This window comes from Bradyrhizobium australiense (assembly GCF_013114825.1).
In the GTDB taxonomy this organism is placed as follows: domain Bacteria; phylum Pseudomonadota; class Alphaproteobacteria; order Rhizobiales; family Xanthobacteraceae; genus Bradyrhizobium; species Bradyrhizobium australiense.
In genome coordinates, this window is the sequence record NZ_JAAVLX010000010.1 from 1 (window position 1) to 22,860 (window position 22,860).

The following is a 22,860-nucleotide window of genomic DNA, read 5'->3' on the forward strand; positions in this document are numbered from 1 at the left end:
CTCTCGACCGGCCACGGTACAGCGCGGCCAGATAGCCGCCTGTCGCCGCAAATCGCTCGACAATTTACCGAGCTCGACGCCGCCCGCCGCGCATTCGTCAGCGGCTTCACCGTCCCGCAACTCGTTGGACCGGCTCGATCCCAATCACGAGATCACCCCCGGCGCTCAAATCCCCATAGCGCCTGCGGCACCGCTCTACGTTCCTTAAGCGCGGTTTCCTCCCTTGGAGGCTTTCGGACGCCGGCCGCCGAACACGCGGCGCGCTCCCTCAAGCGGCCGGCATCCCAAACCCTTCACATGACCGGAACAGCCGAGGGTCTGCGCCTCAGGAACTTGTGCAAACAAGAGTATCCCTCGGTCAATGTCGCCTTTTGCGCAAAGCAGTGACGATTTCCGCGGCTGCGGCTTGAAGCTCCGACAAGTAGCGCGCGGCGAATGCCTCAACCGTAGACGCCGTGCGAAGCCAGAGCATGTTGATGGCCCCGATCACCCGCCGGCCATCGCGCAGCGGAACCGCAATTGAGAGCAGGCCATCCGCATGCGGAGGGCCACCATAATAACCGCCCACATGCGCGGCGTCTCGCGTCGCATAGCCCAGTGCTCGCACCTCGGCCAGGATCGCGTTCAGACGCTCTGGTTCGCGTGCCAGTCTATCCTCCGGCTTGGTCGAATGAACCAACAGCCCAATGATGCGCTGACGCTCGCTGGCGGGACAGTAAGCCAGATAAGCTCTTCCCACCGCGGACCGCAGCCAATTGATCGGCAAACCTATCCGTTCCTGCTGCAGGAGAATCGGACTCCGTGTCCGGTTGGTTTCCCTGATTTCCATGTGATCGCCAGCCGGTACCATCAGATCGGATGGCCAGGATACCCGCGCACATAGCCGCTCCAGGACCGGCGCGGCGGCCTCGGCGATGCGATCACCGTGCTCCCGGCGGGAAGGCGCGTGCGAAAGTGTAGCACCGATCCTGTAGCATCCATCCCCAAGCCGCCTTGTCACGAGCCCCGCGCGCGCAAGCGTATGAAGAATTCGCAGCAAGCTAGGCTTCGAAATAGCCGTCAGCATATGCAGTTCGTGCAGCGAAGAGTCCGGCTGCATCTGCAGGGCTTGAAGCACCCTCAGCCCTCGCTCCAGCCCCTTGATCACCTGCGCACGCGGCAATTGGTCCGCTCCAGCCTTCCGCACTCCGGAACGTAGCATTCCCCAATGCGGAATGCACGTCGATTATTCTGGCCGTTACAACGATCTTCTCAGAAGATGGCGACACATCAGCCGCGCTTTTGAAGCTGAGGGATTTCAGATTTCATGGAGAGCTTTCATGTATAGGCAGAATATTGGCCAGATAAGCCGCCACGTTGGCTTGATGATCGCGATAACGACCCCTGGATTGTCTGCCCACGCCCAGGCCATCTTCCCGACGAGTACCATCCGCTTCGTAGCCCCCAACACCGGCGGTACGCCACCCGACATCATCAGCCGGATCATTGCGAAGGAGCTATCCGAAAGCGAGCAATGGCGCGTGATCGTGGAGAACCGGCCCGGCGGAATCACCACGATTGCCGCCAACGACGTGCTCACGCATCCAGCCGACGGGCACAGCTTGTTCAGCATGTCGGTCCCGTCCGTTGCCGCGCCCGCACTGGTGCCAGGTATTTCCTACGGCTTCGAAAGCGATTTCGAACCGGTCATCAAGGCGTCGGTCTCTTATAATGTGCTGGTGGTCAATCCATCGGTGCCCGCCGCCTCGGTTTCTGAACTTGTCGCGCTTCTCAAAAGCCAGCCGGACAAACTAACCTTTTCATCCGGCGGATTTGGCACGCCGGCCCACCTGATTGGTGAACAATTCAAATTGCAGACGGGCACGCGGGCCCAACACGTTCCTTACGCGCAATTTCCGCAGGCCATCGGCGACCTCCTCAATGGCACGAACGCATTCATGTTTGTGACGATGTTGCCGGTCGTCGATCTAATCAAGACGGGCAAGCTGCGTGCGCTTGCTGTCACAGGTCCAAAGCGTGTGGCGGCGCTTCCAGATGTTCCAACGATCGTCGAAGCCGGCTTCCCGTCGCTTGTGGTGGAGGACTGGGTGGGATTCGAGGCCCGGCGCGGCGTATCGAAGGACACCATCGCGCGACTCAATGAGGCCATCAACAGAGCGCTACAAAAACCGTCCGTGCGCGAGGCATTCGCCAAGCTTGGTGCGGAGCCGGTCGGCGGCCCGCCCGAGGCGTTTGGCGAATTGGTCAAATCACAGGTTCAGCATTGGAAGAAGGTGGTCGCCGACGCCGGGATCAAAGTGCAGTGATGACCTCGCTTTTCCGCGTCACATTGCTCGGGACCGGGGTTCCGATCCCCCGACCCGAGCGCTTCGGGCCCAGTACGCTGATCGAAGCGGGCGACCAAACCGTCCTCATCGATGCGGGCCGTGGCGCGACAATTCGATTATTCCAGCTCGGCGTTCCCATGGGTCGAATAGATGCCCTGCTGCTGACCCACTTCCATTCCGACCATACGGTTGGAATTCCTGACCTCTGGTTGACCGGTTGGCTAAGCTCGTATTTTGCAGCTCGCAAACGGCCCTTCCACGTCATTGGTCCGATTGGCGCCCAAACCCTGATGCGGCATCTCGAAGCCGCTTACGCGCGTGACATCGAAATTCGCATCGCGGATGAGAAGCTCGCCAGAGAACACGCCGCAATCACCGTCAAGGAATTCGCTGCTGATGGCCCCGTTTATGAAAGCGGCGACCTCCGCATCATTGCGTTCACGGTAGATCACGGCGACGCTATCAAGCCCGCCTACGGCTACCGGATCGAATATCAAGACCGCCTCGCGGTCGTGTCCGGCGACACCCGATTAACGAGAACGTGGTTCGCTACGGCGAGGGAGCCGATCTGCTGATTCATGAAGTGGCGATGGCACGACTGGAACTGCTCAAGGAGCCCCACATCCGGCGCATCGTGGACCATCATACGTCGCCGCAAGAAGCCGGACGGGTATTCGCCCGCACACTACCGAAGCTGGCCGTATTCACTCACCTGGTTATGTTGGCGAGCGAGACCGTCAGCCCGCCATCCGTCGAAGAATTGGTCGCGGCGACCAGAGAGACCTATGCTGGGCCATTGGAGGTTGGGGAAGACCTGATGACTCTCGAAATTGGCGACGAAATATTTGTGAAGCGGTTGCTTGGAGCTTAGCAGGCCGATGCGCGCTCAAACGAAGCGCGCTAAATCATCCATTCCGAGTCCACTTCGGGTCAAAAGCCCCATTTAGAAGCGCGGCCAGTCACTTCCGGTCTACCCCGATAAGCAGACAATTTCAGAATCCTGCTGGACTTCGCGTTGGGCCAATTACCGACGCATGCAGCCAAGATCCCCACTTAGGGGTCTCTTTAATCCGCAGCAAACGAGGGCAAAGTCGCCGCGCCATCGGCTTTTGGCGACGTGGCAGTGCGCGAAATCGATTTTTTCAAAAATCAATTTTCCATAACAACTTCAACGTGATTTGCCCGTCCAGTCGTCGCATCAAAAATATTCCTCTTCGCCGCCAACCCAAATCACCCCTACAACTTCCGCCGTCCCGTCCCGAGAAGAGGGGCGTTGGCCATCGTCACGAACGTGGGGCGGGATGCGGTGGACGCGGCAGCGTCAGGCGCGAGAGGTTGTTCGCAGGGCGGCGTGTCGCCGTGAGCGAACAATAGCGCGCAGGACGTACGACGCTGAAGCGTACGGCAAAACCGTATGATCCTGACACCCGTGGCTGGTGCCAAGCTGCCGGTGGCGAACTTGATCCAACCGGATCGAATTGGCCATCAAGCCGGCAGTGACGGAGGCAAGAGGAATTCGTCTCCGGGGAGAGCTCGGCATAAGCCGTAAAACCACTGCGCAGGGAATGCCGGAGTGCCTCGGCTGTACCTGTATGCTCGTGTGCGTTTTTTCGCGCACTATTGCACACGAGACCGCGGGTGCAGCAAGCACCCGGCATTCCCTGCGCCCTCTTCTTCCGGGCGGATGAATTTGCAAAGCTCGGGCGGATCGCGCCGCGAGAACGCGGACACACATTCGGTTGTCGTCACCCGCCAACGGGTCGCGCGAATGCGCGCCCGATGACAGGCTCCGGCGGGTGACCCAGTATCCCAGAGGCAGCAGTGATCGAATCGATAAGCCGCGGCGTACTGGATCCCCCGACTTCGCGGGGGGACGACCATCGCGGGTTGCGTCGCTATTTCCGCGTCATTGCGAGCGCAGATCGGAACAACAATTCGCTCCTGCAAATAAGTTGCGATAGCAACGCTCACCTTTCCTGTTAACTTACGCCCTGCTAAACCGCCGGCCATGACCAGCATCCCTACTCTCAAAACCAACGTCGCCGCGATCTCGATCTTCGCCAGCGCCGGCATGGCTGCGGCGAAATTCGCGGTCGGCATTGCGATCGGCTCTCTGGCGCTGATCTCGGAGGCGCTGCACTCCTCCGTCGACGTGATCGCGACCGTCATCACCTGGCTGGTGGTACGGGTGTCCGACCAGCCCGCCGACGAGGAACATCACTACGGCCACGGCAAGTTCGAGAGCCTCTCGGCGCTGTTCGTCATCGCGCTGCTCTACGTGCTGGCCGGCGGCATCCTGGTCGAGTCCTGGAGCCGGCTGCGCGAGGGCACCGCTCCGCCGACGATATCGGCTGTCCCCTTCGTCGTGCTGGTGATCGATATCGCGGTCAATTTCTGGCGCGCGCGGGCGCTGCATCGCACGGCACGGCAGACGCGCAGCCAGGCGCTGGCGGCGGACGCGTTGCATTTCGCCTCCGACGTGCTGGGCTCCCTCGCCGTCATCGGCGGCCTCGTGCTGACCGGGCTCGGCTTTGCGTGGGGCGACTCGGTTGCCGCCATCGCCGTTGCCGTCATGATATCGATCCTCGGGCTGCGGCTCGGGCGCTCCACCGTCGAAACCCTGCTCGACCGCGCGCCGGAGGGCGCTTTCGAAAAGGCGACCGCCGCCATCCGTGCAGTGCCCGGCGTGGTCGGCGTCGAACGCGTGCGCGTGCGCATGGTCGGGCCGACGCATTTCATCGACGCCATCGCAAAAGTGCCGCGCACCTACCCGATCGATCGGGTCGAAGCGATCAAGAAGACCGCACAAGTCGCGGTCACGCAAGCGCTCGGCGACGCCGACCTCACCTTCACGGCGGTGCCGGTCGCGCGCGACAATGAGAGCGTACGCGAGCGCATCATGGTGATCGCCCGCAATTCCGGCCTCGCGGTCCACCACGTCACTGTGCACGATCTCGGCGATCGGCTGATTGTCGGCATCGACCTCGAAGTCGACGGCGACATGGAACTCGCGGCCGCGCACGACATCGCCCACGACCTGGAGCGCAGCATCCGCGAAGAATTTGGCGAGGACGTCGAGGTCGACACCCACATCGAACCGCTCGAACCGGAACTGCCGCACGGCATCGACGCTGCGCCCGAGCGCGTCGAAGCCGTCAAGGCCGCGCTGTCGCGCTTTGCCGGCGGCAACGGCGCGATCCATGACATTCACAATGTGCGGGTCCGCGACACCGATGCGGGCGAAATCGTCAACTTCCATTGCCGCGCGGCGCCATCGATGAGCGTCCTCAAGGTGCACGAGAACGTCGACGAGATCGAGCGCGCGCTGCGCCGCGCGTTCCCTTCGATCAAGCGTGTCATCAGCCATGCCGAACCGCCGCGCGCGTAGTATTGCGGGCCCGTTCCCGTTTCGGACTCGCAACAAGCGTGCCTTATTTCGCGTTGGACAAGATTTATTTCGAATTAACGAATCGTTGACTCTCGACAGCCCCGGAAAACTGGATTCAAATCGCTGTGATTCGGAAGCGACGTGGGGTTCTTCCGGAAAATGTGCAAAGAGCCTTCGGCGGGGGTCTAGAGCATGGTGCGTGCCCACGCGGCGAACGCGTGTGTCCAATCCGATTCGATCAAGGGATTGGCGCAGTCGATCGCGAAACCTGCTTACCATCGGCTGCTCACCGCGGAGCCGGCGCTTCGCCGCGCAGTGCCGACGCTCATAATTGCCTTCCTCATTACCATCTGCCTCGGCGCCTTCGTGCAGGTGATCGATCAAAGCCGGCAGAAGCGCGCCGCCATGAAGCGCGATATCTCCGCGCTCACCGACCTCTTGGCCGAACGCCTCGACCGCATCGCATCGGTGCGGCAGGACCGCATCGCCAACATGGAGCGGCTGCAGAGCCTGCTGCCCGATCTGATCCCGGCCTGGGGCGCTGCGAGCGGCCGCCACGTCATCATCACCGGCGCCGATCACCGGATTCTGGCCCGCGTTCCCGTCGAAGGCAGCCTTGGCGGCAGCGACGGCATCCTCGACGTCATCAGCACGGCGCAACTGCTCGCCACGCCCGGCCAGCAGGGCGCCGTCAGCGATATGACGCTGCCGAACGGCAACGGCGCCATGGCGATCTCGCGGCTGGTCAAATCGCTGCCGGGCATGGTCATCGTCATCCAGGAAAAGAACGAGCCGCTGTGGGGTTCGGATGCCGCTCTGTCGGTGACGCTGTCGGCCACCACGGGCTTCGTCGTGCTGATCCTCGGCTTCGCCTTCCACTGGCAATCGACCCGCGCTCGCGAGGGCGACCTGATCAACGACGCGGTGCGCGGCCGGATCGACACCGCGCTCAACCGCGGCCGCTGCGGATTGTGGGACTGGGACCTCTCACGCGGCCGGATCTTCTGGTCGGCATCGATGTTCACGATGCTCGGGCTCGACTCCCGCAACGACCTCCTCACCTTCGGCGAAGTCAACGCGCTGGTGAAATCCGACGACATCGACCTGTTTGCGATCGCCGACCAGATGATCGCCGGCAAGATCGCCCACATCGACCAGAGCTTCCGCATGCAGCACACCGGCGGCCACTGGATCTGGCTGCGGGTGCGCTGCGAGCTGAGCCAGGCCGCAGCGGACGGCGGGCTGCACCTGATCGGGATCGCGGTCGACATCACCGAGCAGAAGAGCCTCGCCGAGAAGACCGTGGAAGCCGACCTGCGGCTGCGCGACGCGATCGAGACCATTCCGGAAGCTTTCGTGCTGTGGGACGCCGAAGACCGCCTGGTGCTCTGCAACTCGCATTTCCAGCGCCTGCACAAATTGCCCGATACGGCGGTGACCCCCGGCACGTCGTACGAGACCGTGATCGAGGTCGGCAGCATGCCGGAGGTCCGCACCCGCCTGCAGGAGACCGGCGCGCAAGCGCCGGGAGCCCGCACCTTCGAGGCGCAGCTCGACGACGGCAGCTGGCTGCATATCAGCGAGCGCCGCACCAAGGACGGCGGCTACGTCTCGGTCGGCACCGACATCACCCGCATCAAGGAGCACGAGCAGAAGCTGATCGAAAACGACGCCCGCCTGCGCGCCAACGTGCTCGACCTGAAGCGCTCGCAGGCGGAGCTCGCCGATCTCGCGGAAAAATATTCGCAGGAGAAGAACCGCGCCGAGGAAGCCAACCAGGCGAAATCGAAATTCCTCGCCAATATGAGCCACGAACTGCGCACCCCGCTGAACGCCATCATCGGCTTCTCCGAGATTATGGGCAGCGGCATGTTCGGCGTGCTCGGCTCCGACAAATATCAGGAGTACTGCCACGACATCCTGACCAGCGGCAAATACCTGCTCGAAGTCATCAACGACATCCTCGACATGTCGAAGATCGAGGCCGGGCGCATGAAGCTCGACATGGAGCAGCTCGACCTGTCGAAGATACTGGCGGAGTCGCTGCGCGTGGTGTCCGGGCGCGCCGAGGACAAGAACCTGACGCTGGACGCCGACATCGAAAGCACCATCTCCGTCGTGGCCGACCGCCGCGCGGTCAAGCAGGTCTTCGTCAACCTGCTGTCCAATGCAGTGAAGTTCACCCCCGACGACGGCAAGGTCACCGTGCGCAGTCACGTGCTGCCGAACTCGATCGTGCTCGTGATCGCCGATACCGGCATCGGCATCGCGCCCGCTTCGCTGCGGCGGCTGGGCAAGCCGTTCGAGCAGGTCGAGAGCCAGCTCACCAAGACCTACCAGGGCTCGGGCCTCGGGCTTGCCATCGCGCGGTCGCTGACCAGCCTGCATGGCGGCACGATGCGGCTACGCTCCAAGCTCGGCACCGGCACCGTCGTCCGCATCGTGCTGCCGCGCGAACCGCAGCAGCCGAAGCCGAAAACAAGGACTGAGGCCGAGGCGGCCTGATCTTACGCCAGCGTCGGCGCCACTTCGCGGGCGACCTGCACCAGCGCCGCGATCAGCGGCGTCATCGGATCGCGCTGCGGGATCACCATGCCGATGCTGTAGTCGACGACGGGATCGACGATCGGAATGCTGCGGACGGAGTCGGCCAAACCCAGCGTCTCCGCAAGCTTTGCCGGCATCACGCTCGCCCAGCGCCCGGTCTTCACATGCGTGTAGAGCACGAGCAGCGAATTCGAGGTCAGCGTCGGCGTGGCCTCGGCCCCGACGGAAGCCAGCGCGCGATCGATGATGCGGCGGTTCTGCATGTCCGGCGTCAACAGGCACAACGGCACCTGCCCGACCTCCTTCCAGGTGACCTGCTTGCGATCGCCGAACATGGCGTCCGGCGCCGTCAGCAGGCGATAGCTCTCATTGTAGAGCGGAATGGTGCGAACCTTGCCGATCGGCTCGTTCTCGATATAGGTCAGCCCGGCATCGACCTCGAGATTTTCGAGAAGACCCAGCACGTCGGCCGAGGTGCAGGACTGGATACGAAAGCGCACGTCCGGGTATCGCGCGCGGTAAGGCGTCGTGAGCTGCGCCACCATGCCGAGCACGGTCGGGATCGCGGCGATCCGGATCTCGCCGGACAGCTTGTCCTTGAGGCTGTTGATCTCCTGCCGCATGGCGCGGGCATCGCCCACGATGCGCCGCGCCCAATCGAGCGTGCGCTCGCCCTCCGGTGTAAAGCCCTGGAAGCGGGAGCCGCGCTGCACCAGCATGACGCCGAGAATCTCCTCGAGCTGCTTGAGGCTGGTCGACATGGTCGGCTGAGTGACGCCGCAGGCTTCCGCCGCCCGCCCAAAATGCCGCTCCTTTGCGAGCGCCAGCAGAAGTTCAAGCTTGTCGATCACCGAGAAAATCCCACAAATTTTGCCGTATTGGCGGTCGCCCGATTGCCACAATTAGCACGGCCGCCAGACAGCCAATACTTCAAAAACGGGTTCGGTGGAGGATAATTCGATATTCATATCGTCCAATTTTTCCACCCTATCGAGCGGGCAGAATCGTAAGCGTTGCATACGTGTTCATCCCGCGTGCGCAACGAAGCGATCCATCGCTTGTTAACCAACCGCCATCCGCATGCCGTATCGGTCATAGGCTTTGCCTATGCGCTGCTTCATCGCGTTTTGAAATCGCAACATGGGACAGCTTTATTGATATTCGACGTGATTGCCCTACTGATCGGAGCGCACAACCTCTGATGAGAACGCGAATGACATCGGCATACGAACCATGGAATGAAGCGCGCGGCGCCGCGATCATCGCCGAACACGACAAACTCGAAGGTGCCACGCTGGTGATCCTGCACGCGATGCAGGAGGCGTTCGGCTACGTGCCGGAGCCCGCTATTCCGATGATCGCATCCGCGCTTCGCCTTTCGCGCGCCGAAGTGCATGGCGTGTTCACGTTCTATCATGATTTCCGCAGCGAACCCGCGGGCCGCCATGTGCTGAAATTGTGCCGCGCCGAGGCGTGTCAGGCTGCCGGCGGCGATGCGCTCGCCGCGCGCGCGGAAGCCAAGCTCGGCGTCTCGCTTGGAAACACCACGGCCGACGCGCGCGTCACGCTGGAGCCGATCTATTGCCTGGGCCTCTGCGCCACCGCGCCATCGGCCATGCTGGATGGCCGCGTCGTCGGACGGCTGGATGAATCGCGTCTCGACGCGCTGGTCGCGGAGGCGCAGCGATGACGATGCGAATTTTCGTATCCCGCGATGCCGGCGCAGTCGCTGTCGGCGCCGACGAGGTGGCAACTGCGCTGGAACATGCCGCGATCAAATCTGGCGTCGCCGTCGAGGTCATCAGAACGGGATCGCGCGGGCTTTATTGGCTCGAACCGATGGTTGAGGTCGCGACATCGCAAGGCCGTGTCGCGTTCGGCCCGGTGGCTGCGGCGGATGCACCCTCGGTGTTCGAGGCCATGACCGCCGGCTCCCCTCACCCGCTGCGGCTCGGCGTCACCGACGAAATCCCGTGGCTGAAGCGACAGACTCGCCTGACGTTCGCACGTTGCGGCGTGATCGATCCGCGCTCGGCCAAGGATTATTGCGACCACGACGGCTATAGGGGGCTGGAGCGCGCGCTGACGCTGACGTCGGACGAGATCCTTACTGAGGTGACCACTTCGGGATTGCGCGGGCGTGGCGGCGCGGGCTTCCCGACCGGCATCAAGTGGACGACAGTGGCGCAAGCCAGCGCCGACCGCAAATACATCGTCTGCAATGCCGACGAAGGCGACAGCGGCACGTTTGCCGACCGAATGATCATGGAAGGCGACCCCCTTGTGGTGATCGAAGGGATGACGATCGCAGGCGTGGCCGTCGGCGCGACCAAGGGCTACATCTACATCCGCTCGGAATATCCGCATGCCGTTGCGGCGATGAACGCAGCGATAGCGGCCGCCCGTCGCACCGGCTATCTCGGTGAGCGCATCCTCGGCTCCAGCCACAATTTCGATCTGGAGGTGCGGGTCGGTGCTGGCGCCTATGTGTGCGGCGAGGAGACCTCGCTCCTGGAGAGCCTCGAGGGCCGCCGCGGCATCGTTCGCGCCAAGCCGCCGCTGCCGGCGCATAAGGGCCTGTTCGGCCGTCCCACCGTCATTAACAACGTGCTGTCGTTTGCGGCGATCCCCTTCATCCTGGCCGGCGGCGCAAAAGCCTACGCCGATTTCGGCATGGGCCGCTCGCGCGGTACGATGCCGATCCAGCTCGCTGGCAACATCAGATATGGCGGCCTGTTCGAAACCGCCTTCGGCGTCACGCTCGGCGAACTGGTCGATGACATCGGCGGCGGCACATTGACGGGCCGACCGGTTCGGGCCGCCCAGGTCGGCGGACCGCTCGGGGCCTATTTCCCCCGCACACTGTTCGATACGCCGTTTGACTACGAAGCCTTCGCGGTGCGCGACGGGCTGATCGGCCATGGTGGCATCGTGGTGTTCGACGACGGCGTCGACATGGCGAAGCAGGCGCGCTTTGCGATGGAATTCTGTGCGGTGGAATCCTGCGGCAAGTGCACGCCGTGCCGGATCGGCTCGACGCGCGGCGTCGAGACCATCGACAAGATCATCAATGGCGAACGCATCGCTGAAAACCTCGCCGTGGTCGAAGACCTCTGCAACACCATGAAATTCGGCTCGCTCTGCGCCCTCGGCGGCTTCACGCCTTACCCTGTGCTGAGCGCGCTCAAACACTTCCGGGAAGATTTTGGCCCGGCACCGGTCACCCTGCAGGCCGCGGAATAAAGGACCACGCCATGTCGCTCATTCACGAAACCGATTTCGGAACGCCGCGCTCGAAATCCGAGGTGATGGTGACGCTCACCATCGACGGGCAAAGCGTCACGGTGCCCGAGGACACCTCCATCATGCGCGCGGCAATGGAAGCCGGCACGCAAATTCCAAAGCTCTGCGCGACCGATATGGTGGACGCCTTCGGCTCCTGCCGTCTCTGCCTGATCGAAATCGAGGGTCGCGCGGGCACGCCGGCGTCCTGCACCACGCCGGTGATGAACGGCCTAGTCGTGCACACCCAAACCGAGCGGCTGAAGAAGCTGCGCAAGGGCGTGATGGAGTTGTACATTTCCGACCATCCGCTGGACTGCCTGACCTGCGCCGCTAACAGCGATTGCGAATTGCAGGATATGGCCGGCGCGGTCGGCCTGCGCGACGTGCGCTTCGGCTATGAGGGCGAAAACCACGTGTTCGCCAACTCTGATGGCTGCCCGAACGATAACTGGATACCGAAGGACGAATCTAACCCCTACTTCACATACGACCCTTCGAAATGCATCGTCTGCTCGCGCTGCGTTCGCGCCTGCGAGGAAGTGCAAGGCACCTTTGCGCTGACGATTTCTGGCCGCGGATTTGATAGCCGCGTGTCGCCCGGCATGAGCGAAAGCTTTCTTGGCTCGGAATGCGTGTCCTGCGGTGCCTGCGTGCAGGCCTGCCCGACCGCCACGCTCACCGAAAGGTCGGTAATCGAGATAGGCCAGCCCGAGCATTCCGTGGTGACCACGTGCGCTTATTGCGGCGTTGGCTGCGCATTCAAGGCGGAGATGCGCGGCGAGGAAGTCGTGCGCATGGTGCCGTGGAAGGACGGCAAGGCCAATCGCGGCCATTCCTGCGTCAAGGGGCGCTTTGCCTGGGGCTACACCACCCACAAGGAGCGCATTCTCAAGCCGATGATCCGCGAAGGCATCGCCGATCCCTGGCGCGAGGTGTCATGGGATGAAGCGTTCAAATTTGCCGCCGCCAAGTTCAAGAGTATTCAGCAAAAATATGGCCGCGACGCTGTCGGCGGTATCACCTCCTCCCGCTGCACCAATGAAGAAACCTATCTGGTGCAGAAGCTGATCCGCGGCGGTTTAGGCAACAACAACGTCGACACCTGTGCCCGCGTCTGCCATTCGCCGACCGGCTATGGCCTGTCGACGACGTTCGGCACTTCGGCCGGCACGCAGGATTTCGACTCGGTCGAACAGACCGATGTCGTGATGGTGATCGGCGCCAATCCGGCGTCCGCCCATCCCGTGTTCGCCTCGAGGCTGAAGAAGCGGCTGCGCCAGGGCGCCAAGCTGATCGTGCTCGACCCCCGGCGCACCGAGATGGTGGAGGCCCCTCATCTCAAGGCACTGCATCTGCCGCTGATGCCCGGCACCAACGTCGCCGTGCTCACGGCGCTGGCGCATGTCATCGTCACTGAAGCCCTCGTCGATGAAGCTTTCGTGCGCGAGCGCTGCGACTGGAGCGAGTTCGAGGAATGGGCCGCATTCGTCGCGCTGCCGAAGAACAGCCCGGAATCAACCGCCATCATGACCGGCATCGATCCGAATGCGTTGCGCGAAGCCGCGCGGCTGTTCGCCACCGGCGGCAATGGCGCGATCTACTATGGCCTGGGGGTTACCGAGCACAGCCAGGGCTCGACCACCGTGATTTCGATCGCCAACCTCGCGATGGCGACCGGCAATATTGGCCGTCCCGGCGTCGGCGTGAACCCGCTGCGCGGCCAGAACAACGTCCAGGGCTCCTGCGACATGGGGTCGTTCCCGCACGAGCTGCCCGGCTACCGCCATATCTCGGGTGACGCCGTGCGCGACCAGTTCGAGGCGATGTGGAACGTCAAGCTCAATCCCGAGCCGGGCCTGCGCATTCCCAACATGTTCGACGCCGCGATCGAAGGCACCTTCATGGGCCTCTATGTGCAGGGCGAGGACATCCTGCAGTCCGACCCGAACACCAAGCATGTGGTGGCGGCGCTATCGTCGATGGAATGCGTCATCGTGCACGACCTCTTCCTCAACGAGACCGCGAATTACGCCCACGTGTTTCTGCCGGGATCGACCTTCCTCGAGAAGGACGGCACCTTCACCAATGCCGAACGGCGTATCCAGCGCGTCCGCAAGGTGATGACGCCGCGCAACGGCCTCGCCGATTGGGAAGTCACCATCGGGCTTGCAAAAGCGATGGGCTACGACATGCACTACGATCACCCGTCGCAGATCATGGACGAGATCGCGGCGCTGACGCCGACCTTTGCCGGCGTCTCCTATGCAAAGCTCGAAGAGCTCGGCTCGGTGCAGTGGCCCTGCAACCAGAAGGCGCCGGAAGGCACGCCGGTGATGCATATCGACGGCTTCGTTCGCGGCAAGGGCAAATTCGTGGTCACCGAATATGTCCCGACTGATGAGCGCACCGGGCCGCGCTATCCGCTGCTACTGACCACGGGCCGCATCCTCAGCCAGTACAATGTCGGCGCGCAGACCCGCCGCACCGACAACGTGGTCTGGCATGCGCAGGACCGGCTGGAAATCCATCCGCACGACGCCGAGCAGCGCGGCGTGCGCGATGGCGATTGGGTGCGGCTGGCGAGCCGCGCCGGCGAAACCACGCTGCGCGCGGAGATCACCGATCGCGTGGCGCCGGGCGTGGTCTACACCACCTTCCACCATCCGGACACGCAGGCTAACGTCATCACGACGGACTTTTCGGACTGGGCCACCAATTGTCCGGAATACAAGGTCACGGCGGTGCAGATTTCACCGTCGAACGGACCGTCCGACTGGCAGAAGGCCTATGACGAGCAGGCCCGCCACTCCCGCCGCATCGTATCGGCGGAAGCTGCGGAGTAAGGCATGCACGTTCCGATCTACACCGCCGATCGGCAGATCTGGCGCAACGGTCAACTTGGCGAAGGCGCGCGCCTGATCCCGGAGGAGACGGCCATCGCCCTCACCTACAATGGCGGCACCTATGCCGTCATGATGGGCACGCCGCAGGATTTGCCGGATTTTGCGATCGGCTTCAGCCTCAGCGAAGGCATCGTGCAGTCGTCCGAGGAGATCGAGACGCTCGAAATCGTGGAACTCGATGATGGCATCGAGCTCAGGATGTGGCTGAAATCTTCCAGCGCCGAGCTCGTCAATGAGCGGCGGCGGTATATCGCGGGCCCGACCGGTTGCGGTATTTGCGGCGTCGAGTCGATTGCGGAAGCCGTCCGTCCCGCTGCGGTCGTGCCGAAGGGCCGCATCTTTACGCCCTCCGAGATCATCGCTGCGATGGTGAGCATCGCCGTGCTGCAACAGATCAACATCCAGACCCGCGCGACGCATGCCGCGGCATTCTGGACCCCGGCACACGGGATCGTGGCGCTGCGCGAGGATGTCGGCCGCCACAATGCGCTCGACAAACTCGCCGGCGCGCTGGCGCAGGCTGCGATTCCCGCCGCTGACGGCATGGTGCTGCTGACGAGCCGCATCTCGGTCGAGATGGTGCAGAAGACCGCCGCAATCGGCGCGCCGCTGATGGTCGCAGTCTCGGCACCGACCGCGCTGGCGGTGCGGACGGCGGAGGCCGCCGGCATTACACTCGCCGCAATCGCCCGATCGGACGGTTTTGAAATTTTCACGCATCCGGAGCGGATTGCCGTTGCACAAGCCACTGGCGTTGCGGAGGCTACCCATGTCGCCTGATCGATTGATCTACATGGCCAACCAGATCGGCAAATTCTTCGAGAGCCAGGGCCATGACAGGGCCGTGCCGGGGATTGCCGAGCATATCAGGAAATACTGGGACCCGCGGATGCGCAAAGCGATCTTTGCGCACCTGGACAATGGCGGCACGGGGCTGGATCCGCATGTCCGCAATGCGCTCGAGACGCTGAAGAAGGCGTAACGTCCCGCCTCGAGCGTCAATGGAGCGAATTTTCGCTCACGGGAGCCAAAAACCCTGGAACGACATCCATCATTCCGGCGTTACAGGAGTGAGCAGGTAGTTCAGGAAGGAGAAATCCACCGGAAATATCGGCTCAAAAGCCTCGTCAGCTATTTTAGATAGCTGGCGGGGTTTTGATTTGGGGAGAGGCTCGTGCCCTACGCGCTGTTCGTCGACGAAAGGCAGATCGGCCCCGGCCTGCCGACCGAGGCAGCGGTCTGGAAGCAAGCCCTCGACGCTTCCCTGATTTCCGATCTTCCCGTTGCCAATGAAGCAGGCGGGGCGGTGCTGCCGGCCCGTTATCACGTGAAGGAAATCAGGGAAGAATTTTGCGCGCCGGATCCGGCCTGGAGGCTTCCGGACGAAATCTCCTGACGCCACTTGCTGCGCCTGCCACTTGCCTGCGCCTCACACAGATCCCTGTTACGCCTGCTTGACGAAGGTCAGGCCGCTCACGGTCAGCCGTTCCTCGCTGATTTCACCTTCGGCCACCAGCCTTTCAAGGTGGGTTTCGAGTTCCGGCAGCTTGCGGTCGAAATCGGCGCCAAGGCCCATCAGCTCGCAGGTTTTTCTGATGCGCTCGATTGGTTTGTCGAAAATATTGATCTCGGTATGCATCCAGCCTCCGAATGACGGTGGTTCCGAGCGATCTCACCAGCGGCGATGATCGTTCCTTTTCACTTGGGAGCGACCGGGGACGGCTTCAAGCCTTGGACAGAAATGTCACCGCAACGCAAATCGAACGGAATCGTGAATTTGTCCGATGGAAGGCCAACAGGAACGCCGCCGCCAACCGACCGTTGAAACGAGAGGGCTCTCACTGCCCGCCTTTTGTTTCGATCCGGAGCGTCCGCATGAAAGTCGGCGATTTTGTTGTGGAACGGCTCCACGCCTGGGGCGTCCGCCGAATCTATGGATATCCTGGCGACGGCATCAACGGCGTGACTGGCGCTTTGCAGCGCGCAGGGAATATCGAATTTATTCAAGCCCGGCACGAGGAAATGGCGGCCTTCATGGCGGTGGCGCACGCCAAGTTCACCGGCGAACTCGGCGTCTGCTTTTCGACCGGCGGCCCCGGCGCCACCCACATGATCACCGGTCTGTATGATGCCAAGCTCGACCACGTGCCCGTGCTCGCGATCTGCGGCCAGGCCGAGGCGACCGTGCGCGGCGCCAATTACCAGCAGGAACTTAATCTCGATCGCATGTTCGCCGACGTCGCCGGCTTCGCGCAAGAAGCCTCGTCGCCTGCTCAAGTGCGGCACCTGATCGACCGCGGCATCCGCGTGGCGAAGGCCGGAAATTGTCCGTCGGTGCTGATCTTTCCGAAAGACATTCAGGATCAGGACTATGAAGAGCCTGCGGTTGCACATGGATTCACACGCTCGGGCGTCGGATACCGCCGGCCGAAGATTGTGCCCGACGATACTGAACTCGCGCGGGCCGCAGAAATTCTCAATGCCGGGAACAAAGTTGCGATACTGATCGGCGCAGGCGCGCGTGGCACGGCCCCTCAATTGATCGAGCTGGCGGACCGTCTCGGCGCAGGCGTTGCCAAGGCACTGCTCGGCAAGGATGTTCTGTCCGACGATTTGCCGTTCGTCACCGGTGCGATCGGCTTGCTCGGCACCGAACCGAGTTGGGACCTCATGCAAGGCTGCGATACGCTACTGATGATTGGGACCGGTTTTCCCTGGTCGGAATTCCTGCCCAAGGACGGCAGCGCCCGCGCCGTCCAGATCGACATCGAACCCTCGATGCTTTCCTTGCGCTATCCCGCCGAGGTCAACCTTCACGGCGACGCCGCAACCACCTTGAACGCGCTGCTGCCCCGGCTCAAACACAAGGAGGATCGGGACTGGTCGAGGACCATCGAAACCAACATCGCCTCGTGGTGGAAGAAACTCGAAGGGCGCGCCATGGCGGATGCGACGCCGGTAAATCCGCAGCGCGTGGTCTGGGAGATGTCACCGTTGTTGCCGGCGAACTCCATCGTCACCAGCGACAGCGGGTCGTGCGCCAACTGGTTTGCTCGCGACTACCGCGTGCAGAACGGCCAACTGGCCTCGCTCTCCGGCGGGCTTGCGTCGATGGGCGCGGCGGTGCCCTACGCCATCGGCGCCAAGTTCGCGCATCCCGACCGCCCGGTGATTGCGCTCGTGGGTGACGGCGCCATGCAGATGAACAACATGGCGGAATTGATCACCGTTCAGAAATACTGGAAGCGATGGACGGATCCCCGCTGGATCGTCTGCGTCTTCAACAACCAGGACCTCAATGAAGTGACCTGGGAGCAGCGGGTGATGGAAGGCAACCCCAAATTCGAAGCCTCCCAAGGCATTCCCGATTTTCCATATTCGAGGTTCGGAGAGATGCTCGGCTTCAAAGGCATCTTCGTCGATTCCCCGGATCGGCTGACATCAGCCTGGCAGGAGGCTCTCACGAGCGATCGGCCGGTGGTGCTCGAAATCAAGACCGACCCGGAAGTCGTGCCGCTTCCGCCTCACGTAACGCTGCAGCAGGCCCGCGGCTTCATGTCGTCAATGATCAAGGGAGACGAAGCTACCGGGCACGTCATCGGCGAAACGGCGAAGCAGGTCTTCAACGGTCTGTTCGGCAAGAAGGAATGAGCCGCGGCGGAAGGCATCCGTCCCGTAGGATGGGTAGAGCGGAAGCGAAACCCATCATTTTTCACAGGACGCGTTTCACAGGACGCGATTGATGGGTATAGCTTTCGCCTTCGCTCTTGCGAGCTACGGCGGACAAATCGCACCACCATCCTACCAACCCAAGCGTCAACCACCGCCCACCAGCGCCTGAAACACCCGCCTCACCTCGCCCTGCGTCTCGCGCAGGCGCGCTTCCAGCGTCGAGAAATCCGGCGTATCGCCGGCGCGCGCCATCACGCGCAGCAGGTTCTCGCCCGATGCCTCCGGTTTGAATTTGCCGGTGACGCAGAGCCTGAGGATCTGCGTGAGGTCGTGATAGAGCCGCGCCGCGGAGCGCAAAATCTCGGCGTCGGATGGCGGCAGCACGCCGAGGCGTGCGGCGTTGTCGAGCACCTGCAGCGTGGAGACGCTAAGGATTTCGGGTTTTTCCGTTGCATGAACGAGCTGCAAATATTGCGCGATGAAATCGATGTCGACCAGGCCGCCGGCAGCGAGCTTAAGGTCCCAGATGTCGTCCTCGCCCTTTTCCAGCGCAATCGCCCGGCGCATGTCGGCAACGTCGCCGGCGGTAGAGGCCGCGTCGCGCGGCCGCATCAGCACACTGCGGATGGTGTCCTCGATCTTTTGGCGAAACGCCGGTGAAGCCGAGATCACCCGCGCCCGCGTCAGCGCCATGTGCTCCCAGGTCCAGGCTTCGCGTTCCTGATAATCGGAAAAGGAATCGATCCGCGACGCCAGCGGACCGGCGCGGCCCGACGGCCGCAGCCGCATGTCGACTTCGTAGAGTACGCCGTAATTGGTCCGCGTCGTAAACGCCGAGATCAGCCGCTGGGTCAGCCGCGTAAAATATTGCGCGCCGTGCAGCGATCGTTCGCCGTCGGAATCGGGATTATCAGCGTCGAAATCATACAGCAGGATCAGGTCGAGATCGGAAGATGCCGTCATCTCGCGGCTGCCGAGCCGGCCCATCGCGAGGATCGCGGTCTCCTGGCCCGTGATGCGGCCGTACTGGGTCGCGAATTGCTCCATGACCAGGCCGTGCACGGTGTGCACGATGCCCTCTGCGACGTCGGCAAAGGCGACCCCAGCGTGCTGCGCAGAAACCGTGCCAGACAGGATCCGCGTGCCGATCAAAAACAGGCTCTCCTGCCCGAACAGCCGCAGGCGATCCAGGAAGTCTTCGTAAGAGTCCGCGTCTTGCAGCGTCACCGCCAGCCGCGCCGACAATTCCTTTTGGTCCGGCATCGCGCCGAAGAAACGGGGATCGATCAAGCCGTCCATGATCTGCGGCTGGCGCGCGAGCATGTCGCCGAGCCGCGGCGCCGCGCCGAGGATCAACGCCACCAACGCGACCAGATCGCGATTCTGGCTCAACAGTGAAATCAACCGGCCGCCGCGCTGCAATGCGCCGAGAAAACGATCGAACGTGGTCACGGCGTCGTCGGGGTCTTCGGCATGCGCGAGACCGTGGATGAGGCCGGGCACGAATTCGATGAAGGCTGCCTTGGTCGCCTCGTTGCGGAGCGCGCGATAGTTGCCCTGCATCCAGAGCTGCAGGGTGCCGGCCACCGCGACCGGCTTCTTGAAGCCGAGCGTCGTCAGATGATCGAGCAGACGCGCATCCTCGGGCCCGCCGGCATAGTTGAGCTGCGGCAGCTTCACCGTGCCGGTCGGATCGCCCTCGAACAGCTTGCCGTAATGTGCCTGCACGACGTTGAGATGGCCGAGCAAGTCCTTCGCAAAGGCCGCCCGGCTCTCGTAGCCGAAGAAGTTTGCAAAGCGCGCCACCGCCCCGGCATCGTCGGGCAGTGCATGGGTCTGCTCGTCCGAGATCATCTGCAGCCGGTGCTCGACGCAGCGCAGGAATTCATAAGCCGACGTCAGTTCGTCACAGGCCTGAAAGCTGATCCAGTTGCTGGTCGCCAGCACCTGCAACGCATGCAGCGTCGGCCGCACCCGCAGTTCCGGGTGGCGGCCGCCCGCAATGAGCTGTTGCGTCTGCGCGAAAAACTCGATCTCGCGGATGCCGCCGCGGCCGACTTTAACGTTATGGCCTTCGACCGAGATCTCGCTCTGGCCGCGATAGGTCTGCATCTGCCGCTTCATGTCATGGACATCGGCGAGCGCGGCAAAATCCAGGTGCTTGCGCCAGACAAACGGGGCGAGTTCGGCGATTAGCGCCTCGCCCGCTTTGGCGTCGCCGGCGCACGCGCGCGCCTTGATCATCGCGGCGCGTTCCCAGGTGCGCCCTTCCCGCTCGTAGTAATGCAGCGCCGCCTCGGTCGAAATCGCCACCTGCGTCGAGGCCGGATCAGGCCGCAGCCGCAAATCGACGCGGAACACGTAGCCCTCGCCGGAGCGTTGCTGCAGCAGGCGGGCCAGCGCCTGCGTCACGCGCACGAAGAACGGCGCCGGCTCGATGTCTGCAACCAGCGAGGTGGCGGCGGGATCGAAAAACACGATCAGGTCGATGTCGCTCGAGTAATTCAATTCACCCGCGCCCATCTTGCCCATGGCGAGCACGATCAGGCCAGAGCCCTCCTCCGGCCGGTCATGATTGAGTGCCATCATGCGGCCGCGCGCAACCTCCTGGCGCAGCAGGAAGCGCAGCGCCGCCTGCACGGATACGGTTGCAAGATCGGTCAGCGCCGCCGTCACCCGCATCACCGGCCAGACCCCGCCGATATCGCACAGCGCGATCAACAACGCCGCCTCCGACTTCATCCGGCGAAGCAGATGCATCACCTCGGCCTCGCCCGTGGCGGCAAGCACCTCGCGCGAGGTTTTCTCCATCAGCGAAGCAAGATACGGCTCCGGGTCGCATGCCAGCAAGCGCAGCAACCGACCGGCGTCAGCCCGGATCAGGTCGAACAGGTATGGCGAGAACTCGACGATGCCGAGCAGGATGGTCCTGGCGAGGGGGCGATCCAGCCACGCCTTAATCCCAGCCGATTGCTCCGGCTCCAGTTCGGCGAGCCAGTCTCCCAGGCGTTGTTCGGCGTTACTGCTGGCTGCGGCATGCGGCCCGCTGACGAACCGCGTGGCCAAGGCGGAGGAATTCATGCCACCTTCTGTGGCACATCCTGTGTTTGAGCCGCAAGCCTGTCCCCCGCGGCAGATAGCGCCGGGACGACCAGCGTCGCGGTCAGGCCGGGATGCGAATCCCCTAACCTGAGTTCACCGCCGTGCAAGGTCGCCACGGCGGACGCCAAACTCAAGCCAAGCCCGGAACCCGGCAGCGTCCGGCTCGCCTCCAGCCGCACGAACCGCTCGACCGCGTGTTTGCGATCGCCTTCGGGAATGCCGGGTCCATGATCGGTGACGCTGAGCAGCACGTGGTCGCCCTCGCGCCGCGCCTCGATCACGATCTCCCGGGTGCGCGCGGCGGCGGCAGGATCGAGCGGCTGCACCACCGGCGAGGGCTTGCCGTACTTGATGGCGTTCTCGACCAGATTGGCGAGTGCCTGGCTGATCAGCTCGCGGTTGCCATGCAGCCGCGCGGTCGCGGCCTTGACGCGGAGCGTCATGCCGTCGTCTTCGGCCAGCGGCTCATACAATTCATGAATGCCCTTGGCGACGTCGGCAGCGTCGAAATCATCCATGTTGCCGCGCGCCTGCCCGGACTCGGCGCGCGCGATCATCAACAGCGCGTTGAAGGTGCGGATCAGACCGTCGGATTCGTCGATGGTCCGCTCCAGCGCCGCGCGGTATTCGGCCTCGCTGCCCGAACTCGCCAGCGCTTCCTCGGCGCGGTTGCGCAAGCGCGTCAGCGGCGTCTTGAGGTCATGGGCGATGTTGTCGGAGACTTCCTTCAACCCCATCATCAGCGCCTCGATGCGCTCCAGCATGGCGTTGAGATTTTCCGCGAGACGGTCGAGTTCGTCGCCGGAGCGTCCGACCGGCAGACGCCCGGAAAGGTCGCCCGCCATGATGCGCCTTGTGGTGCCGGTCATGGCGTCGATCCGCTGCAGCACCCGCCGCGCCACGAAGATGCCGCCGCCGATACCGAGCACGATGACGACGAGCAGCGACCATTGCGCGGCGTTAGCGACGATACCGAACAGCCGGCGTCGCTCCTCCAGGTCGCGGCCGACCAGCAGGCGGAAACCATTGGTGAGTTCAGTTACGCGCACCAGCGCGCGATGATCCGCGGTGTCCTGCTCGTCGAGCCGGCGATAGCCGGTCTCCGACCAGCCGGTTGAGGCCATTACGCCCGGCGCCAGCGCGCCGACATTGCCGCCGATCGCCTTCCCCTCCGGCGTGGTGACGAGATAAAGGTTGGCGCCTGGCCGAAGCGCCCGATTGCCGAGCGTGTAGACAAGACCGCGCAGGCCGCGGCGCGTGTAGATGTCAGTAATCTCCGCGGTTTCGACGTTCACCGTGGCGGTGATCTGCTCGTTGATCAGCCGCCGCGTATTCCAGGCGAAATAGCCGAGCAGCGACGCCGCAAACAGCGCAAACAGGAACAGATAGACCAGCGTCAGCCGAAACGCCGTGGTGCGGACCAGTTTACCGAAGGCCGTCACGGATCATGTATCCAATCTGGGCGCATTGCCCGTTTTCGTCCGACATCGTCTGCTATCACAAAGCTCGTTACTTTTCAGTGCATTAGCCGCATGAGCTGTCGTCAGCTGTCACCTGCTATCGTCAGTCCGCGGCCTTGCAGCGGTAAAAAACTGGTAAACGTTCGGTTTACGGCGTTGGAAATGATCCGTGACGC

Annotated in this window: 17 protein-coding genes; 12 read left to right on the forward strand and 5 right to left on the reverse strand. The window is 63.1% G+C overall.

Annotation, left to right across the window (positions count from 1 at the left end; translation table 11 throughout):
• Positions 1-358: 358 nt before the first annotated feature.
• Complete coding sequence (locus HCN58_RS27500) at positions 359-1,147, reverse strand: IclR family transcriptional regulator domain-containing protein (RefSeq protein ID WP_171582506.1); 789 nt, start codon at positions 1,145-1,147, stop codon at positions 359-361.
• A 172-nt stretch (positions 1,148-1,319) separates the two neighbouring features.
• On the opposite strand from HCN58_RS27500, the gene HCN58_RS27505 reads away from it, so the two are divergent.
• The 5 genes from HCN58_RS27505 (at position 1,320) to HCN58_RS27525 (ending at position 8,220) form a co-directional block, all read left to right on the forward strand.
• Positions 1,320-2,306 (forward strand): Bug family tripartite tricarboxylate transporter substrate binding protein, encoded by a 987-nt coding sequence (locus HCN58_RS27505; protein WP_171582507.1) that lies wholly within the window; start codon positions 1,320-1,322, stop codon positions 2,304-2,306.
• On the forward strand, positions 2,306-2,902 hold the full coding sequence (locus HCN58_RS27510; protein WP_171582508.1) for an MBL fold metallo-hydrolase: 597 nt from the start codon (positions 2,306-2,308) through the stop codon (positions 2,900-2,902). Before HCN58_RS27505 ends, HCN58_RS27510 begins: the two co-directional genes overlap by 1 nt.
• Positions 2,903-2,916: 14 nt before the next feature.
• Positions 2,917-3,198: a hypothetical protein gene (locus tag HCN58_RS27515; protein WP_171582509.1), complete on the forward strand. Its 282-nt coding sequence runs from the start codon at positions 2,917-2,919 to the stop codon at positions 3,196-3,198.
• 1,137 nt (positions 3,199-4,335) lie between these two features.
• Positions 4,336-5,715, forward strand: coding sequence for a cation-efflux pump (locus HCN58_RS27520; RefSeq protein WP_171582510.1), 1,380 nt, complete (start codon positions 4,336-4,338; stop codon positions 5,713-5,715).
• 192 nt (positions 5,716-5,907) lie between these two features.
• On the forward strand, positions 5,908-8,220 hold the full coding sequence (locus HCN58_RS27525; RefSeq protein WP_171582511.1) for a sensor histidine kinase: 2,313 nt from the start codon (positions 5,908-5,910) through the stop codon (positions 8,218-8,220).
• A gap of 2 nt (positions 8,221-8,222) precedes the next feature.
• Here the strand turns inward: HCN58_RS27525 and HCN58_RS27530 are convergent, their stop codons facing one another.
• A complete protein-coding gene (locus HCN58_RS27530; protein ID WP_057847652.1) occupies positions 8,223-9,113 on the reverse strand; it encodes a LysR family transcriptional regulator in 891 nt (296 codons plus the stop codon).
• 362 nt (positions 9,114-9,475) lie between these two features.
• Here HCN58_RS27530 and HCN58_RS27535 point away from each other — a divergent pair, with 362 nt between their 5' ends.
• The 6 genes from HCN58_RS27535 to HCN58_RS27560 all read left to right on the forward strand — a co-directional run bounded on the left by HCN58_RS27535 (position 9,476) and on the right by HCN58_RS27560 (position 15,846).
• On the forward strand, positions 9,476-9,952 hold the full coding sequence (locus HCN58_RS27535; RefSeq protein ID WP_171582512.1) for a formate dehydrogenase subunit gamma: 477 nt from the start codon (positions 9,476-9,478) through the stop codon (positions 9,950-9,952).
• Positions 9,949-11,505 carry a formate dehydrogenase beta subunit gene (locus HCN58_RS27540; RefSeq protein WP_171582513.1) on the forward strand — a complete coding sequence of 519 codons (1,557 nt, stop codon included), beginning with the start codon at positions 9,949-9,951 and terminating at the stop codon, positions 11,503-11,505. Before HCN58_RS27535 ends, HCN58_RS27540 begins: the two co-directional genes overlap by 4 nt.
• Before the next feature lie 11 nt (positions 11,506-11,516).
• Positions 11,517-14,390 (forward strand): formate dehydrogenase subunit alpha, encoded by a 2,874-nt coding sequence (gene fdhF / locus HCN58_RS27545; RefSeq protein WP_171582514.1) that lies wholly within the window; start codon positions 11,517-11,519, stop codon positions 14,388-14,390.
• Between the two features lie 3 nt (positions 14,391-14,393).
• Positions 14,394-15,230, forward strand: coding sequence for a formate dehydrogenase accessory sulfurtransferase FdhD (gene fdhD / locus HCN58_RS27550; protein WP_171582515.1), 837 nt, complete (start codon positions 14,394-14,396; stop codon positions 15,228-15,230).
• Positions 15,220-15,432, forward strand: coding sequence for a formate dehydrogenase subunit delta (locus tag HCN58_RS27555; RefSeq protein WP_171582516.1), 213 nt, complete (start codon positions 15,220-15,222; stop codon positions 15,430-15,432). The genes fdhD and HCN58_RS27555 overlap by 11 nt, the downstream gene beginning before the upstream one ends.
• A 192-nt stretch (positions 15,433-15,624) precedes the next feature.
• Positions 15,625-15,846, forward strand: a complete 222-nt coding sequence (locus tag HCN58_RS27560; protein ID WP_171582517.1) for a hypothetical protein — start codon at positions 15,625-15,627, stop codon at positions 15,844-15,846.
• Between the two features lie 48 nt (positions 15,847-15,894).
• On the opposite strand, the gene HCN58_RS27565 is transcribed toward HCN58_RS27560, so the two are convergent.
• Positions 15,895-16,089 (reverse strand): hypothetical protein, encoded by a 195-nt coding sequence (locus tag HCN58_RS27565; protein WP_171582518.1) that lies wholly within the window; start codon positions 16,087-16,089, stop codon positions 15,895-15,897.
• A 236-nt stretch (positions 16,090-16,325) separates the two neighbouring features.
• On the opposite strand from HCN58_RS27565, the gene HCN58_RS27570 reads away from it, so the two are divergent.
• On the forward strand, positions 16,326-18,101 hold the full coding sequence (locus HCN58_RS27570; protein ID WP_171582519.1) for a thiamine pyrophosphate-requiring protein: 1,776 nt from the start codon (positions 16,326-16,328) through the stop codon (positions 18,099-18,101).
• A 165-nt stretch (positions 18,102-18,266) separates the two neighbouring features.
• Here the strand turns inward: HCN58_RS27570 and HCN58_RS27575 are convergent, their stop codons facing one another.
• Both HCN58_RS27575 and HCN58_RS27580 read right to left on the reverse strand, forming a co-directional pair.
• Positions 18,267-21,203 (reverse strand): bifunctional [glutamine synthetase] adenylyltransferase/[glutamine synthetase]-adenylyl-L-tyrosine phosphorylase, encoded by a 2,937-nt coding sequence (locus HCN58_RS27575; RefSeq protein WP_171582520.1) that lies wholly within the window; start codon positions 21,201-21,203, stop codon positions 18,267-18,269.
• Positions 21,200-22,666, reverse strand: coding sequence for a sensor histidine kinase (locus tag HCN58_RS27580; RefSeq protein ID WP_171582521.1), 1,467 nt, complete (start codon positions 22,664-22,666; stop codon positions 21,200-21,202). Before HCN58_RS27580 ends, HCN58_RS27575 begins: the two co-directional genes overlap by 4 nt.
• Between the last annotated feature and the right edge of the window lie 194 nt (positions 22,667-22,860).

Bases quoted from the DNA above. Each gene is read 5' to 3' on its own strand.
- HCN58_RS27505 (WP_171582507.1), top strand. From the start codon at position 1,320: ATGTATAGGCAGAATATTGGCCAGATAAGCCGCCACGTTGGCTTGATG.
- HCN58_RS27510 (WP_171582508.1), top strand. From the start codon at position 2,306: ATGACCTCGCTTTTCCGCGTCACATTGCTCGGGACCGGGGTTCCGATC.
- HCN58_RS27515 (WP_171582509.1), top strand. From the start codon at position 2,917: ATGGCACGACTGGAACTGCTCAAGGAGCCCCACATCCGGCGCATCGTG.
- HCN58_RS27520 (WP_171582510.1), top strand. From the start codon at position 4,336: ATGACCAGCATCCCTACTCTCAAAACCAACGTCGCCGCGATCTCGATC.
- HCN58_RS27525 (WP_171582511.1), top strand. From the start codon at position 5,908: ATGGTGCGTGCCCACGCGGCGAACGCGTGTGTCCAATCCGATTCGATC.
- HCN58_RS27535 (WP_171582512.1), top strand. From the start codon at position 9,476: ATGACATCGGCATACGAACCATGGAATGAAGCGCGCGGCGCCGCGATC.
- HCN58_RS27540 (WP_171582513.1), top strand. From the start codon at position 9,949: ATGACGATGCGAATTTTCGTATCCCGCGATGCCGGCGCAGTCGCTGTC.
- fdhF (WP_171582514.1), top strand. From the start codon at position 11,517: ATGTCGCTCATTCACGAAACCGATTTCGGAACGCCGCGCTCGAAATCC.
- fdhD (WP_171582515.1), top strand. From the start codon at position 14,394: ATGCACGTTCCGATCTACACCGCCGATCGGCAGATCTGGCGCAACGGT.
- HCN58_RS27555 (WP_171582516.1), top strand. From the start codon at position 15,220: ATGTCGCCTGATCGATTGATCTACATGGCCAACCAGATCGGCAAATTC.
- HCN58_RS27565 (WP_171582518.1), bottom strand. From the start codon at position 16,089: ATGCATACCGAGATCAATATTTTCGACAAACCAATCGAGCGCATCAGA.
- HCN58_RS27570 (WP_171582519.1), top strand. From the start codon at position 16,326: ATGAAAGTCGGCGATTTTGTTGTGGAACGGCTCCACGCCTGGGGCGTC.
- HCN58_RS27575 (WP_171582520.1), bottom strand. From the start codon at position 21,203: ATGAATTCCTCCGCCTTGGCCACGCGGTTCGTCAGCGGGCCGCATGCC.